Origin of the sequence: uncultured Bradyrhizobium sp., from assembly GCF_936943645.1 — a bacterium.
Classification (GTDB): domain Bacteria; phylum Pseudomonadota; class Alphaproteobacteria; order Rhizobiales; family Xanthobacteraceae; genus Bradyrhizobium.
This window is the reverse complement of the sequence record NZ_CAKZJO010000038.1, coordinates 51,885-65,940: the sequence shown is the minus strand read 5'-3', so window position 1 is coordinate 65,940 and position 14,056 is coordinate 51,885. Positions and strand designations below refer to the sequence as shown.

Annotated in this window: 16 protein-coding genes; 3 read left to right on the top strand and 13 right to left on the bottom strand. The window is 60.0% G+C overall.

The genetic code is table 11. The features are described 5' to 3' along the window. The first annotated feature begins 290 nt into the window (after nucleotides 1-290). The gene (locus Q0743_RS04325) at nucleotides 291-644 is read left to right on the top strand and encodes a hypothetical protein (protein WP_298240354.1); all 354 of its coding nucleotides are present in this window, start codon (nucleotides 291-293) and stop codon (nucleotides 642-644) included. A gap of 192 nt (nucleotides 645-836) precedes the next feature. Here Q0743_RS04325 and Q0743_RS04320 read toward each other — a convergent pair whose 3' ends face one another. The 13 genes from Q0743_RS04320 to Q0743_RS04260 all read right to left on the bottom strand — a co-directional run bounded on the left by Q0743_RS04320 (nucleotide 837) and on the right by Q0743_RS04260 (nucleotide 12,466). Next, nucleotides 837-1,274, bottom strand: a complete 438-nt coding sequence (locus Q0743_RS04320) for a VirK family protein (protein ID WP_298240353.1) — start codon at nucleotides 1,272-1,274, stop codon at nucleotides 837-839. A 69-nt stretch (nucleotides 1,275-1,343) separates the two neighbouring features. Continuing rightward, the gene (locus tag Q0743_RS04315) at nucleotides 1,344-1,655 is read right to left on the bottom strand and encodes a chorismate mutase (RefSeq protein ID WP_298240352.1); all 312 of its coding nucleotides are present in this window, start codon (nucleotides 1,653-1,655) and stop codon (nucleotides 1,344-1,346) included. Between the two features lie 132 nt (nucleotides 1,656-1,787). Beyond that, a complete protein-coding gene (gene ureG, locus Q0743_RS04310) occupies nucleotides 1,788-2,477 on the bottom strand; it encodes an urease accessory protein UreG (protein ID WP_298240351.1) in 690 nt (229 codons plus the stop codon). Beyond that, entirely contained in the window at nucleotides 2,474-3,172 is a 699-nt protein-coding gene (locus tag Q0743_RS04305; protein ID WP_298240350.1) for an urease accessory protein UreF, read from the bottom strand. The genes ureG and Q0743_RS04305 overlap by 4 nt, the downstream gene beginning before the upstream one ends. Before the next feature lie 25 nt (nucleotides 3,173-3,197). After that, a complete protein-coding gene (ureC, locus tag Q0743_RS04300; RefSeq protein WP_298240349.1) occupies nucleotides 3,198-4,901 on the bottom strand; it encodes an urease subunit alpha in 1,704 nt (567 codons plus the stop codon). A gap of 9 nt (nucleotides 4,902-4,910) precedes the next feature. After that, nucleotides 4,911-5,249: an urease subunit beta gene (locus Q0743_RS04295; protein ID WP_298240348.1), complete on the bottom strand. Its 339-nt coding sequence runs from the start codon at nucleotides 5,247-5,249 to the stop codon at nucleotides 4,911-4,913. A gap of 16 nt (nucleotides 5,250-5,265) precedes the next feature. Further along, nucleotides 5,266-5,568, bottom strand: a complete 303-nt coding sequence (locus tag Q0743_RS04290) for an urease subunit gamma (protein WP_298240347.1) — start codon at nucleotides 5,566-5,568, stop codon at nucleotides 5,266-5,268. A gap of 26 nt (nucleotides 5,569-5,594) precedes the next feature. Then, nucleotides 5,595-6,506 (bottom strand): urease accessory protein UreD, encoded by a 912-nt coding sequence (locus tag Q0743_RS04285; protein WP_298240346.1) that lies wholly within the window; start codon nucleotides 6,504-6,506, stop codon nucleotides 5,595-5,597. A 104-nt stretch (nucleotides 6,507-6,610) separates the two neighbouring features. After that, a complete protein-coding gene (locus Q0743_RS04280) occupies nucleotides 6,611-7,882 on the bottom strand; it encodes a beta-propeller fold lactonase family protein (RefSeq protein WP_298240345.1) in 1,272 nt (423 codons plus the stop codon). A gap of 59 nt (nucleotides 7,883-7,941) precedes the next feature. After that, nucleotides 7,942-8,532, bottom strand: coding sequence for a cytochrome P460 family protein (locus Q0743_RS04275; protein WP_298240344.1), 591 nt, complete (start codon nucleotides 8,530-8,532; stop codon nucleotides 7,942-7,944). Next, nucleotides 8,529-9,137, bottom strand: coding sequence for a cytochrome P460 family protein (locus Q0743_RS04270; protein ID WP_298240343.1), 609 nt, complete (start codon nucleotides 9,135-9,137; stop codon nucleotides 8,529-8,531). Before Q0743_RS04270 ends, Q0743_RS04275 begins: the two co-directional genes overlap by 4 nt. Before the next feature lie 178 nt (nucleotides 9,138-9,315). Continuing rightward, nucleotides 9,316-10,719: an amidase gene (locus tag Q0743_RS04265; protein ID WP_298240342.1), complete on the bottom strand. Its 1,404-nt coding sequence runs from the start codon at nucleotides 10,717-10,719 to the stop codon at nucleotides 9,316-9,318. Nucleotides 10,720-10,951: 232 nt separating this feature from the next. After that, nucleotides 10,952-12,466 carry an amidase gene (locus tag Q0743_RS04260; protein ID WP_298240341.1) on the bottom strand — a complete coding sequence of 505 codons (1,515 nt, stop codon included), beginning with the start codon at nucleotides 12,464-12,466 and terminating at the stop codon, nucleotides 10,952-10,954. 221 nt (nucleotides 12,467-12,687) lie between these two features. On the opposite strand from Q0743_RS04260, the gene Q0743_RS04255 reads away from it, so the two are divergent. Both Q0743_RS04255 and Q0743_RS04250 read left to right on the top strand, forming a co-directional pair. Further along, nucleotides 12,688-13,305 carry a sulfite oxidase-like oxidoreductase gene (locus Q0743_RS04255; protein WP_298240340.1) on the top strand — a complete coding sequence of 206 codons (618 nt, stop codon included), beginning with the start codon at nucleotides 12,688-12,690 and terminating at the stop codon, nucleotides 13,303-13,305. Further along, entirely contained in the window at nucleotides 13,292-14,053 is a 762-nt protein-coding gene (locus Q0743_RS04250) for a ferredoxin reductase (RefSeq protein ID WP_298240339.1), read from the top strand. The genes Q0743_RS04255 and Q0743_RS04250 overlap by 14 nt, the downstream gene beginning before the upstream one ends. Nucleotides 14,054-14,056 lie beyond the last annotated feature (3 nt).

The window sequence follows — 14,056 nt, the reverse complement described above, 5'->3', positions numbered from 1 at the left end:
ACCCCGGCCGAATACGCACTTCGATCTCGGTCCTGATCGCGGCGATGAGTTCAGGTTACGCGCTTCCCGCCAACGCCTTGCGCAACCCGGCGGTGCTCAGCATGCGATGGACGCCCACGCGTCGCAGCCGGGTACGACCCGGCACACTTTGCCGGTGCCGCCGCGAAGTCGGCAATTTTTTCTCTCCGCCCAAGGCGGCCCGAACCAGTTAAAGGCGGGAAACACCGAAATCCCCACAAAAGCAATTTGGCACACGCGTTGCAAACCCGAAATCGTCGCAGGGGCCAAATATGCAAGTTTCGACTGGATCATCACTCTTCGCCTACCAAGCCGCGAAGGCAAGCTCTCCGACTATCGCCACAAAGACGACGGAGACGTCCACTGGCGGAACCGTGCAGGCAAACGAAGACGGCGCATCGGGCGACAGCAGCGCAGTCGCGGACTTCCTGAAATACGCGAAGATGAATCCCTTCGATCGTATGCGGGCCGGCATTTTGAAGAGCATGAATCTCACCGATGCCGACCTCGCCAAAATGTCCCCGGACCAGCGAACGGCGGTCGAACAGAAGATTAAAGACGCGATTGAAGAGCAACTTGAAAAGAAGGGCCAACAACCCGGTAGTCTGGTCGACCTCTCGGCATAGTGCGCGTGCAAGAGACCGGCGCAGGAAGCCAGAGACTATCCGCCCGTACTCAACTCCATCCTGTTCGAAAGGCTTGGCTCCTGAACTCGACGACTGCGCCTGAAGGTCGCTATGCCGAGACGGCCAACATGCCGCAAGCCGCCGGCGAGGTCCATTCCACTTCTCTGTCCAGAGAGAGAAGTCGTTTCGCAGCTACCAATGGAAAGTCGCCGCTTTCCCGATCTCGCAATCAAATGAAGATTCCTTGAGTACCGCGAAATTGACAGCGCCAAGAGTCGCCGTACGGACGTCGATCTTCCCGTTTGCATGCACCCTGAACGACAGGAATTCTCTGACCGACCTGTCCGACCTCACCGTCATATGCGTCGTCGCGAACGCGATCGTTCCATCTGCCTGGATCATATATCCATCAAACCGGATGCTCGCCTTGATTGGCGGCCCTGCGATATCCGCGCCGTGGACTTGACAAGCGGAGAGGTCGATCAGCACCCGGGGCTCCTTGCCCTCGAGGATTGCCTCGCTGAGGGCTGCATAATCGGCACTTTTGGGCTCGGCCGCGACTGCATCGCGCGGCAAGGAGGCGGATACGATCATCAGGGCGACGATCAAACTCGTGCAAAGGCTCGTCAAGCATGGCTCCCGAAGGTACAGGTTTCTTCTCATTTCATTGTTGATCGAGCACGTGACTACGTTCACGGCCTAGGTGGTTCTCGATCTGAACTTTATCGCCTCATGATTGGCGACAACTTCGCGGACGATCAAGTCGTGGAGCTTCTGAATGAACTCCGGGTCGAGCCCGCTCTGCCCGGCGAGGGCTCGCAACCGTTTCAACTGCGTTGATTCACGTCGGGGGTCTCGAGATGCCAATGCATGTCTGGCCTTGAAAAGTCCGATTGCATCGGTACACCGAAAGCGCTCTGCGAGAAGGTGCACGACCGCCGCGTCCAGATTGTCGATGCTGCGGCGCAGCTTCGCCAGATCGTCAAAACGCTCCTGATCATCATCCGTCATCGCTACTTTCCTCCTTGCACGCGCACAGCTCCAGCGGCTCCTCAGACGGCACGATCCTGTGCGGTCAACGTTCAATTGTCGCGGCAGGATTACGAATGCCAAGTTTCCTTACGGGCAGCGCAAAGGCCTCTGTCATCGACAATCATCCTCAGTGAACGTCACGGAGGACAGCCCGCCTTTGTGCAGGATAAAGTCTGCGATTTCAGCGACAGCCTGGCCGACCTTCATGTTGGAAAAGATGAACGGCCGCTCCCCTCGCATCCTCCGAGCGTCAGTTTCCATGATCGTCAGATTGGCGCCAACCATGGGAGCGAGATCGACCTTGTTGATGACCAACAAATCGGATCTCATGATCCCGGGCCCTCCCTTGCGGGGAATCTTCTCACCCGCAGCCACGTCGATCACGTAGATGGTGAGGTCAGCGAGTTCCGGGCTGAATGTGGCAGCGAGATTGTCGCCGCCCGACTCGACGAAACAAAGCTCAGCGTCCGGGAATTTCAAATTCATGTCGCGGATTGCTGCCAAGTTCATCGACGCATCCTCTCGTATGGCCGTGTGCGGACAACCGCCCGTTTCCACCCCCACGATACGGTCAGCTGGCAGTGCCTGCGCGCGTGTCAGAATGAGCTGATCTTCCTTGGTATAGATGTCGTTTGTGACGACGTAGATCTGGTAGAATTCCCGGAGATGCTTGCATAAAGCCTCGATCAGCGCCGTCTTTCCGGAACCGACCGGGCCGCCTATACCGACGCGTAACGGACCATTCGTTGACGGAACGCCAGAAGTACGGAACGAGCGGGCCGCGCCTGTGGTCGTGCTCATGAGCGAAACAACCTCGTATATTGCAGTTCGTGGGCGATGGACGCCAGCTCCGTCATCACACCCGCCGAACCAAGATCGTCAATGGTCTCGCGAGTTGCGATTTCACTCCGCGACAGGATCGCCTGCTCAAGCGCCGCGATGGCAAGCTGGCCGTCAGTTTGACCAAGCGGCACCAATCTCACGCCGGCACTAATGAGATTAGCGACGTAGCTGTGCAGGAATGCCGGAAGGGCAATGCTGACGGGTATCTCCAAGCGCGCCGAGCAGGCGCCGAGGATGACGGCCGATACAGGTGGGCATTTCGGATCCGAGAAAACATCCAGAATTCGATCCGGCCACACGCGACGCAGGGTTGCAAGATATGCACCCGACTGCTGTGCGGCTTCGAGCGCAAATTCCGAGGTCCCGCGCGACGCTGCGGCGAGTTCTGCCAGATGCGGCAGCCTGTCTTCCGCTGCCCCGATCACACGACGATACGCTTCGATAAAGAAGATGGCCTCGTTCCGACCCGAGCCATAGCAAAGGTCGGCCTCGAGCCAGTCAATGAGGCTGCGGCGGCTGGTAACGTGGCCGGCCTCGACGGCCCACTCCAGGCCGTGCGAATAGCTGTAGGCTCCATTCGGGAATGACGGTGAAAGCCAGGCCAGCAGTCGCAACAATGCCGACGCAGATAGTTCGCGATTGTCGTCCGTCATGGCACCACCATGCAACATCAACTCGTCAGTACATGAAGTAGCGCTGCGCCATTGGAACGACATCCGCCGGCGGGCACGTGAGGATTCGTCCGTCTGCCCGTACCTCGTAGGTCTCGGGATCAACTTCCATCCGAGGCAGCGCGTCGTTGAGGATCATGGAATGCTTTCCGATCGTGCGCGTTCCCGAGACCGGCAGGAGACGCTTTTCCAGGTTCACCGAGATCGTCGTTTCGAGCGAGGCTTTGCTCACGAACGTTACTGAATTCTTGGCAGGCGAACGGCCGTAGGCGCCGAACATTGGCCGGTAATATTCCGGCTGAGGCGTTGGTATGGACGCGTTGGGATCACCCATGATGGCGGCGACGATCATGCCCGACTTCAAGACCATATCGGGTTTGACCCCGAAGAACGCCGGGTCCCAGACAACGATGTCTGCAAGCTTCCCGACCTCGAGCGAGCCTATGTAGCGCGACATTCCCTGCGCGATCGCCGGATTGATGGTGTATTTTGCGACGTAGCGCCGGGCCCTGAAATTGTCGTTCTGTCCGGCCTCCTCCGACATCCGACCGAACTGCTTCTTCATCTTGTCGGCGGTCTGCCAGGTACGCGTGATCACCTCGCCGACGCGTCCCATCGCCTGGCTATCAGACGATACGATCGAGAACGCCCCGAGATCGTGCAGGATGTCCTCGGCGGCAATCGTCTCCTTCCTTATGCGGCTTTCCGCAAAGGCAACGTCTTCCGGGATACGGCGGTCGAGATGATGGGTCACCATCAGCATGTCCAGTGCTTCGTCGAGCGTATTCGCCGTATACGGGCGCGTCGGATTGGTCGAGGCAGGGATGATGTTGTTCTCGCCGCAGACCTTGATGATATCAGGCGCATGGCCGCCGCCCGCCCCTTCGGTGTGGGCGGCGTGGATCGTCCTCCCCTTGAACGCAGCGATCGTGCTCTCGACAAACCCACCCTCGTTCAGGGAGTCAGTGTGGATCATGACTTGCACATCCATGTCGTCCGCAACGGAGAGACAGCAATCGATGGCTGCCGGCGTCGCACCCCAGTCCTCGTGCAGCTTCAGGCCGCAAGCCCCGGCTTCGACCTGCTCGACCAGGGCCTCGGGTGCGCTGGCATTGCCTTTACCGAAAATGCCGAAATTCATGGGGAAGGCGTCCAGCGCCTCAAGCATGCGATGGATGTGCCACGACCCCGGGGTACAGGTCGTTGCCGTTGTTCCCGCGGCGGGTCCGGTGCCTCCGCCCATCATGGTCGTCACGCCCGAGAAAAGCGCTTCCTCGATCTGCTGGGGGCATATGAAATGAATGTGAGTATCCATCCCTCCGGCGGTGATGATCTTGCCCTCGCCCGCGATGATTTCCGTCCCCGGTCCAATCGCGATCGACACCCCTGGCTGGGTGTCGGGGTTACCCGCTTTGCCGATACCGGCGATGAGCCCGTCCTTGATCGCAATGTCCGCCTTGACGATTCCCCAATGATCCAGGATCAGCGCATTGGTAATGACCGTATCGACCGCTCCCCGCGCGCGCGTGAGCTGCGACTGTCCCATGCCGTCCCGAATGACCTTGCCGCCGCCGAACTTCACCTCCTCGCCATAGATCGTGAAGTCCTTCTCGGGCTCAATGAACAGGTCGGTGTCCGCCAGACGCACCTTGTCGCCGACGGTCGGGCCGAACATCTGCGCATAGGCTCTGCGGCTCATCGTGACGGACATCGTTCTCTCTCACTCGTCGAGGCCAAAGGCGCCGGAACGCGATTCAAGGGGGCCCATCACACCGCCGCTGAAGCCGTAGATGCGCCGCGCCCCGGCAAACGGGATCAATGAGACCTCGCGCGACTGCCCTGGCTCGACCCTCACGGCAGTCCCGGCCGGGATATCGAGGCGGCAGCCACGGGCAGCGGCCCGATCGAACACGAGTGCAGCGTTCACCTCAGCGAAGTGATAGTGGCTACCCACCTGGATCGGCCGGTCGCCTGCGTTGGCTACGTTAATCGATCGTCCCATTCTGTCGCGGTTCAGGACGATGTCGCCGTCAGCCGGAATGATTTCCCCGGGAATCATGTCGCGCCTCCAGCTCCTATCGAACCGGATTGTGAACGGGGACAAGCTTGGTTCCGTCAGGAAACGTCGCTTCGACCTGGATCTCGCGGATCATCTCCGGAACACCCTCCATGACTTGATCGCGGCGGAGAAGCCTGCCGCCTTCCGCCATGAGATCCGCAACCGACCTCCCGTCGCGAGCGCCTTCCATGATGGCGTCGGAAATCAATGCGATGCTTTCGGGATAGTTCAGCTTGACGCCCCTCCCGAGCCGGCCGCGAGCAACGATCGCAGCAAGAGCGATCATCAGCTTGTCTCGTTCCCGTGGCGTCAGATTCAAGTTGGTTCTCCCACTTTGCTGCGCTGTTAACAGGACCACATCTTCGGCACGCCGAAGGGACCTGTTCCCAGCTCGCGATCGAGCTGATCGAGGAAGCGGCGCAGACCCCGCTTGAGATCCGCACCGGCAGCTGCAGCAACGCGGACTACGATGATCGCGCCCACGAGAGTGACCCCGCACGCGCATCCCAGAGAGGCTGCGATCTGACGAAATCTTTCGAGCCGCGTCTCCATGCTCGGCCCGAAGTAAATCATTGTCGCGATCGCTCTCCAGTTTGAAAGCAAAGCCATTCTCCGCAATTGAGGGAATGTCTGGTCGCACGAAAGGAAGCCGTCCGCCCAGACGAGATGGCCGTCGACCCTGATGCGCCACGTGTCCAGAATATATCCGGCGATGACTTCTTCACCGCTCTCGGCGCGACCGAAAACCAGCCACTCCAGGGCCACCAGTTCAGCCCCCGATCCCACATCGACCTCCGTCTGCCGCACGATGCGCGCGTTGTTGAAGACGATCGTCTCTTGCGGAAGCCATGCAAGTCGAGCACCCGTCTCGGCCCTCAACCGCGTCAGGATTCGGGCAGGACGGTCCAGAGCGCGATAGACCTTCTCCGCGGCCTGCGTGGTTATCGCGACCGAGGCCTCGTCACGCGCAACAATTTCGATGTTGATCTCGTCGCCGCCCGCGATACCGCCTGATGTATTGATGAGAACGGTCTCCCTGTGTCGGCCATTGTCGACGTTCGGAAACAAGACGGCCATCGGAAACTTCCGATAAACATCGTTGACCTCGGTGCCATCTCCGGCACCGGAGAATGCCACCCGCGCCGCACCCGCAGCGCGCTGCAAGTCAAATTTCTGCCCGGGGCCCTCTTCCTCGCCGATGTGACTGCAGCGAATGACCGATTTGTCGCGAGCGCGCTCGTGATTTGCTTCAAACATCCGTCTTAGAACTCATGTCGCCCGCTTCCCGCGTTGGGCAAGAGAGATGCCGGACGTGGACCAGCGATGAGAACCACGCCCGGATCTTGTGTTCTCGAACCAGGTCAGAAGCCGGCGAGTCCCTGCGGGCTGTTGTACGGAATCTTGACGCTGCCGATCTCCTTCAACGAGCCGTCCGACTGAGTGCTGTAGCCGACCAGCTTCGAGGCGTTGCCGTAAATCTGATAGAGAAAGGCGCCGTCGGGGGTGAGCCAGCTATCGCTGGGACCGCTCGTCACGGTTCCGTTCAAACCCCTTGCGGTGCCGTCGCCGGGCACCCTGGGGCAGGCCGGATCGCTCGCAATTTCGAGACCGCCGCCGTTGATGCGATAGCTGCTGATGTTGCTGTAACCGAAATTCGTCGCGTAGATCGTGCGATCATCGGGGGAAATCGCAAGCCAGCACAGCTCCGACGGCAGGCCTGCACTCGTATCGATCTTGACCAGCGGGCCAATCTTGATCGCGCCGTTCTTCTCGATGGTACAGACCGAACATCCGTCGCCAACGGCATAGCCGATCACGAAGGTATCCGGTCGCTTGTTCAGGAACGCGATAAAGAACGGAGAACCGCCCTTTGCGTCGTAGAACCTGGCCGTGCCAAGCGAACCATCCTTCTGCAGCGCGAAGACGGCAAGGCCGTCCGGATCCGGCGCATTCGAGGCAATGGAATGCAACGCGCCGCCTGCCCGCTGGACCCAAAGAATAGGCGAACCGTCGGGATACAACCCAGTGTGCGCGATCGGCTCGTCGAATGTGGTACCGACCAGCACCATATCCTCGTTGGGCGAGACCACGACCATGGTGGAGACCCGATTCCGCTTGCTGTAGGTATTGACCGTGTAGCGCTCGGGCCGCGGCTTGAGCATGCCTTCTGCATCCACCGACATCAACCGAAGATGATCCGGTCCGAACGAGTGCAGAACGAAGAGCGTCCGCGTCGAAGGAGCGAAAGCGAGCGATTTCGCCGTACCACTTCTTCCATCGACTGGATTGCCGGTCGACTTCACGTCGAGCAGAGTAAGCCGCCCGTCGCTCTCCAGGCGGAAACTCGAAACGGAATTGTCTCCACCATTGGTCGCAAACAGAAAGCGTCGATCGGATGTGATGATGACGCTACCCGCACCCTCGAAGGAGTTGGGAGCGCTGTCCTGGCCGCTGATCGGCTTGAATTCGCCAGATCCGGCGCCGCCGGTCTTGATACGAGCGACCTCCACAAGGTTGCCGTCCGCTTGCCGGGCGTAGTGGATGACGGCATTCTCGATCTCGTTCGTTTGGGTGTAGAGATGACCGGCCTGTCCTTTGGACATTCCCATCTCGTTGGTCGCCTCTTTAGCCATCTCTCGCTCCTTTGATTGGCTTTTGTTGAATCGAATGACTTTCGACCGCCCGGCCGGCGCTATGGCTCTAGCGGCGGGTATCCATCGACGTAAACCCAGTCGGACGCCTGCGCTGGCACGTGGCAGCCCTGACATTGATCCCTGTAATTAGTCGTGGTTGTCTTTGACCGATCGCCCGCGTCGAACCAGGACCATCCCCAGCCATCGCCCCACAGCGCGCTATCCGGATGCCTGTTCGCGGTGTCCTTCATCATCACGAACCAGCCCTTCAGGACATCGGCTCGGCTGACAGTGCCGGTCGTCATCTCGGCGGTGGCGGACTTGAAAACCTCCTTGATCAACACCGCGCCATCCGGAAAGCGCTTGGTCTTTCGATAGGCATCGATCGTCCCGGGCGAGGCGTAGACGACGTGAACTTCCTTCGAGCCCTTGCCCTCGTCCGCCGCAATCGCCCAGCTTCCGAGGAGCTGATAGGTGGTGCGATAGTCATCGGGCACATGCAGGTGGCCCTCCCGGTCGGCTGCTCCTGCGCCGGTCGCGATGCCATCGGCAGCGCTCGCCCGAAACTGGGATTGCCTGAGCGCCGACCCAATCCCGATCGCCACGACCAGAGCGATACAGGCGATTTTGGGGAGCCTCATGCGCATCATCGCGCGTCCTTATTGTCCAGCAGCGGGTAGAATTGCGTCCAGACCTCATCCTTCTTGGCGTTGGCAATGTGGCAGTAGGCGCACTCGTCCTTCGACTTCACCTTGGCCATCGTCGCCTTTGGTTCATGATGATTGAAGTTGAAGTACCCCCAGCCATTTGTCTCGGCAAAGCGCTTGGAGTCCTTGACGGTCACGTCGGCTCCGTTCCACTTGCCCGGAAAATACCCGCGTCCCGACGCTTCCGTCCGCGAACCGTCGGCATTCTCCTGCGGCAACGTGAGCTGCAATTCCTTGAAGAGGATCGTCCCCTCGGGGAATTCGCCGGTCTTCTTGTAGATCTCGTACGAACCGGGCTCGATATAGACGTTGTGAAATTCCGGAAAGTTTGCTTGCCCCGCGTTGAGGGCATTTGGCGTCAAGGGTGAACCGACATAGACCCACTCGTGGAAATTCTTTGGCAGGAGCAGCTGTCCGTCCGCCGTGTATTGCGGCAAGTAACGCGCAGTGCTTTGAGCGCTGCTGTCCTTCAGCGATCCGAAAAACAGCATCGTCGCAACCGCACTGCCCGCGATGACCACCGCTGCTGCCTGAGCTCCAATCCGCATAGCTTTCTCCCGCGATTGCAACCGAGCGCGCATGGCGTCGGCACGAATGATCTGTCGGGGTCCGGGATAACCAATCGCAACAAGACTTGCGCGTCGGCGATTGCCCTCTCTTTTTCTATCTTGATGTATTCTGTTCGCACGGCGCCGCGCTGAGATCACTGGACATCGCGCACGGTGATCAGGCGGTCAGACCCGAAATCGAGGGTACTCTCAAGTGATGGTCCGTACGGCTCTCAAATGCTTGCCCGACCCGCAGAATGGCTTCCTCCTCAAATGGCTTGCCGATAATTTGAAGACCGATCGGAAGCCCATCGGGCGCGAAGCCACACGGAATGGAAGCTGCTGGAAAGCCCGCCAGATTGAAGGGAGCGCAGAATCTCGCAGAGACCTCGAAGACCGTCTCCTCCTTTGCGCCAATCTTGCTCATAGTCTGGCCGACCTTCATCGCGGTATTCGGCAAGGTCGGGGTGACCATGACCTCCACGGCTTCCATGGCGGCGCGCAGTGACGACCTCCAGGCATGCCGGACGCGCTGCGCATTGATATAGGTTGTGGCAAGCGTCAGCTCGCCGGCCTCAAGCAGAAATCGCACATCGCTCGCGTACAAGTCGCCTTTCGAACGGAGGCTCTGCTGATGATAGGTCGCGGCCTCCGCCAGGGCGATGGCGAGCCACGAGTCGATGATTGCTTCCATGCTCGGGACGGTTAGCGGGACGATCACTGCTCCCAGCCTCTCGAGCACGATCACGGCTTCGCCGACAGCATGCGCCACCGCGGGCTGGACGTCATCGAAGAAGTAATTGCTCGGCACGCCGATGCGGATCCCCCTGACGTCGCCGTCCAGAGCCTTCGTATAGTCCGGCACCGGAAGGTTCCTGCTGCTTGGATCATTCGGATCGACCCCGCTCATGACGCCGAGCAGAACCGCAAGGTCTCTCACGGTCTTTCCCATCGGGGCGGGATGATCAAGCGACCAGCTGACGACGGTGATGCCCGCCTTGCTCACGCGACCAAAGGTCGGCTTGATGCCAGCGACGCCATTCGCCGCGGCCGGTGTGCGGATCGAACCACCGCTATCGCTGCCTACGGCGGCCAGGCACAGCCGGGCCGCGAGGGCCGCCGCCGCGCCGCCGGTCGAGCCCGAAGGAATGTGGTCCAGATTCCACGCATTGCGCGTCGGGGGAGCGTCAAAGCCGAAGGCAAATTCATAAGTCGTGGTGGTCCCGAGCAAGACAGCTCCGGCGTCCTTAAGCTTACGGATGACGGCGCCATCGGCCCGTGCGGCATAGTTTTCCCGTACCCGTGAGCCGGAACGGGTCTTGACGCCGGCAATGTCGTACAGTTCCTTGACCGCGATCGGGATGCCATGCAGCGGACCGCGATATTGGCCGTTGCGAATTTCGGCATCGGCTTGCTTTGCGGACGCCCGCGCCTGCTCAGACAGCACTTCGACAAATGCCTTCAGATGAGGATCAATCCTGGAGATCCGCCCCAGCATGTGCTCGGTGAGGTCGATGGGCGAAAGGGACCGGGACAGTATCGCTTGAGCTGCCCCCGTAACGTCCAGACCGGCAATGTCCATTCTTCAAGCTCCGTTATCGTGGATCAAACACGAGTGCCGGAGGCGATTCGATTGGCAGCGTGTCCGCTCGCCGAATGACTGCCGCTCTCGCCGACGCCATCAACGCAGCGATCCCGACTCGGTCCACCTCTGCGATGGAGAGGTTCACTGTCGCTGCCAGTTCGCTCACGATTGCCGGATTCATCGGATCATCGCTCATTGAAAATCTCCGTCGCTCACAAGGCCTCGTCGGTCACGCCTGAAGGGGGCGCTCACGGCAAATTCGGTAATTGTCGTGCCATGGCCGAAGCCGCTCGAACGCAGCGCTCGCCGCCAGCACATCCGAATCGGCATTTCTCCGGCCTATGATTTGCATCCCGACCGGAAGTCCCTCGGACAGACCCGCCGGGATCGACGCCGCCGGATGTCCCGTAAAGTTGACAAAGTAGGTCAGGCACCAACCGATAAGAGGATCTATCTCCACGCCGTTGATGGACGTTGGACCGATCGTATTCCCGTCGCTTGAATTATCGACCGGCGGACACGCGAGAGTGGGCGTGACGAGCAGATCGAACTCCTCGAAAACACGCTGGAAAGCGTCGTACACCTCGGTCCGGACGGCCTGGTCTCGAAAGAAATCGAGACCAGACATCCGATTGGTCTTTTCGACCCAAGCCAGATATTCAGGCGGAAAGTCAGCGCGATGCTGCCCGAACAGATCGATGCCATCGCGCCTGATGTTCTCGATCGCCTGCAGGTTCAGAAGCATGTAGAGGCGAGACCAGACGTCGCTCAATTCCCGCTGCGAACGGGAGATGCCGAGCTTGACTTCCTGAACGTGAGCTCCGGCTTCCTCGAAGGCCATCAACGCGCGGCCAACCGTCTCCGCCACCTTTCCGTCGACCGGAAAGACATCCAGGTTCGGACTATAGGCAATCTTGAGACCGCGAATGGAACGTCGGGTCGCCGCCGTGAAGTCGACCGCCGGATCGGTCAGGCTGAAAGGATCCCGCGGGTCATGGCCTGCAAGGACGTTCAAAGCGACGGCTGCGTCCTCGACCGTCCTGGTGATAGGACCTTCGAAGAGGAAGGGCGAATCAGCCGCGCCGAATGCGTTAGGGCGCACCAGGAACGGCACGCGGCCAAAGGATGCCTTGTAACCGTAGACGCCACACCAGGCGGATGGAATGCGTATTGATCCGCCGGCATCCGTGCCTTCTGCAATGGGCAGCAGTCCATCGGCCACCGCTGCGGCACTGCCGCCGGAGGAGCCGCCGGAATTCTTGGAAAGATTGAAAGGGTTGCGTGTGGGACCAAATAGGTAATTGTCGCAGGTTCCCCGGAAGCCCATGAGGGAGCTGTTAGTCTTGCCCAGAAACACCGCTCCGCCACGTTTCTCCATGCGCTCGCAAAATGCGCAGTAGCCGTTCACGACGTGGTGCTTCAGCGCACGGATGCCGCCAAGGCTCGCTGGCCAACCCGGCTTGAAGTCGAACAGATCCTTGAGCGCCGACGGGATGCCATGCAGCGGCCCCAGCGGCTCGCCGGCACATAGTGCGCGTTCGGCCTCTTTCGCACTTGCACGGGCTCCCTCGAAATCGAGATAAACGAGCGCGTTGAGGCTCGGATTGCGCACTTCAATGCGCCGAATGAAGTCGTCGATCACTTCAACCGGCGACAATTCGCGCCGACGGATGCGAGCTGCCAATTCCTGAGCGCTGAGGTAAGCAAGCTCGTCCGAATGCAGCGCCCGCCTCACGTCCGACATCGTTACCTCCTGCTCGAACCACTCAAAATCGCTGGGCTCTAGATATTGAAATGAGCCGTGGCTGCGCTTTCGCGATTGCTCTGTCTTTCTCGATCTTGATGCATTCTCCGCAACGGCCATCGACAAGCCATCAACCGAGGTGCATCTGCGTTGGAGCGGGATCCACGGCACACCGATATCTCGTCCGGACTCCTGCGCGTCAGACACAAGGACACGCATCCATGGACCAGCCTATTGTTTCCCGTGGCTTCAGATCAAAACGACAGACTTCCGGAGCGGCCGAGTTGCCGCCCGGGCAGTATCTAACGACCGACTTCCCCGTGCTCTCCGCCGGACCGACACCGGACATCCGTGTCGCCGACTGGAAAGTTGCGCTTCAACTTGGCGGAACGTTGCTCGGCAGGTGGACCTGGGACGAATTCGAAGCACTGCCCCAGACCACGATCAAAACTGACATTCACTGCGTCACGAAATGGTCGAAGCTCAACACGGTTTGGCAGGGCGTCACGTTCGACGACCTTCTCAAGGTGGTCGGACTGGACGAGCCCCCCAATACGTTTGTCATGGCGCATTGTGACGGTGGTTACACAACGAACCTTCCCCTTGCGGACCTGGTCGGCGGAAAAGCGATGATTGCGACCCGCTATGAGGGCTTGCCGCTCGCTCCGGCTCATGGAGGCCCTGCGCGGCTTGTTGTTCCTCATCTATATTTCTGGAAGAGCGCAAAGTGGCTCCGGAGACTGCGCTTCATGCCCAAGAACGAGCCGGGGTTCTGGGAGTCGCGTGGCTATCACAACTACGGCGATCCCTGGAGGGAACAGCGATATGACGGCGATTGACGCGCCTCGGTTGCGGTCCCGGATCGAATGGCAGATCGGACGCGTGCAGGCTATCGTTGCCGAAACAAGCCGGGTGAAGAGCATCGTCCTGCAGCCCGCCCGTTGGCCCGGGCACCAGCCAGGACAACACGTCGACATTCGCCTCACAGCCGACGACGGCTATCGGGCTGAACGAAGCTACTCGATCGCATCGCCTCCGTCGGAGCAGCTCATTACCCTCACCGTGGAGCGGATCGAGGACGGCGAGGTCTCCTCCTATCTGCTCGATGAGCTGCAGATTGGTGACGCTCTCGAGTTTCGCGGACCGATCGGCGGCTACTTTACCTGGAATCAAACGGCCAATCACCCCATATGCCTCGTTGCCGGCGGCAGCGGGGTTACGCCGCTCATGGCCATGTTGCGTCACCGACGAGCATTGCGCGTCCCCATACCTGCATCGTTGATCTATTCGGCTCGCAGCCTGGACGACATCATTTACCGGGATGAACTCGATGCGATGTCATACAGCGATGCGGATCTGCGCGTGATCTATGCTCTTACTCGCGAGGGTCCTCGCGATTGGAACGGACATAAAGGACGGGTCGACGAAGTCCTGCTCGCGAAGAACAGCTTTGCGCGCGAGGAAGACCCCTTGTTCTTTGTCTGCGGTCCCGCAGGGTTTGTTGAGAGCATCTCAAGCATGCTGGTGAAGCTCGGCTTTGACCCGCTCGCCATCAAGACTGAACGCTTTGGACCATCAGGAGGATAGTTG

What these genes read in the sequence shown, in the direction of transcription:
- Q0743_RS04325 (WP_298240354.1), top strand. Translation starts at nt 291, where the DNA reads ATGCAAGTTTCGACTGGATCATCACTCTTCGCCTACCAAGCCGCGAAG.
- Q0743_RS04315 (WP_298240352.1), bottom strand. Translation starts at nt 1,655, where the DNA reads ATGACGGATGATGATCAGGAGCGTTTTGACGATCTGGCGAAGCTGCGC.
- ureG (WP_298240351.1), bottom strand. Translation starts at nt 2,477, where the DNA reads ATGAGCACGACCACAGGCGCGGCCCGCTCGTTCCGTACTTCTGGCGTT.
- Q0743_RS04305 (WP_298240350.1), bottom strand. Translation starts at nt 3,172, where the DNA reads ATGACGGACGACAATCGCGAACTATCTGCGTCGGCATTGTTGCGACTG.
- ureC (WP_298240349.1), bottom strand. Translation starts at nt 4,901, where the DNA reads ATGTCCGTCACGATGAGCCGCAGAGCCTATGCGCAGATGTTCGGCCCG.
- Q0743_RS04295 (WP_298240348.1), bottom strand. Translation starts at nt 5,249, where the DNA reads ATGATTCCCGGGGAAATCATTCCGGCTGACGGCGACATCGTCCTGAAC.
- Q0743_RS04285 (WP_298240346.1), bottom strand. Translation starts at nt 6,506, where the DNA reads ATGTTTGAAGCAAATCACGAGCGCGCTCGCGACAAATCGGTCATTCGC.
- Q0743_RS04280 (WP_298240345.1), bottom strand. Translation starts at nt 7,882, where the DNA reads ATGGCTAAAGAGGCGACCAACGAGATGGGAATGTCCAAAGGACAGGCC.
- Q0743_RS04275 (WP_298240344.1), bottom strand. Translation starts at nt 8,532, where the DNA reads ATGATGCGCATGAGGCTCCCCAAAATCGCCTGTATCGCTCTGGTCGTG.
- Q0743_RS04270 (WP_298240343.1), bottom strand. Translation starts at nt 9,137, where the DNA reads ATGCGGATTGGAGCTCAGGCAGCAGCGGTGGTCATCGCGGGCAGTGCG.
- Q0743_RS04265 (WP_298240342.1), bottom strand. Translation starts at nt 10,719, where the DNA reads ATGGACATTGCCGGTCTGGACGTTACGGGGGCAGCTCAAGCGATACTG.
- Q0743_RS04260 (WP_298240341.1), bottom strand. Translation starts at nt 12,466, where the DNA reads ATGTCGGACGTGAGGCGGGCGCTGCATTCGGACGAGCTTGCTTACCTC.
- Q0743_RS04255 (WP_298240340.1), top strand. Translation starts at nt 12,688, where the DNA reads ATGGACCAGCCTATTGTTTCCCGTGGCTTCAGATCAAAACGACAGACT.
- Q0743_RS04250 (WP_298240339.1), top strand. Translation starts at nt 13,292, where the DNA reads ATGACGGCGATTGACGCGCCTCGGTTGCGGTCCCGGATCGAATGGCAG.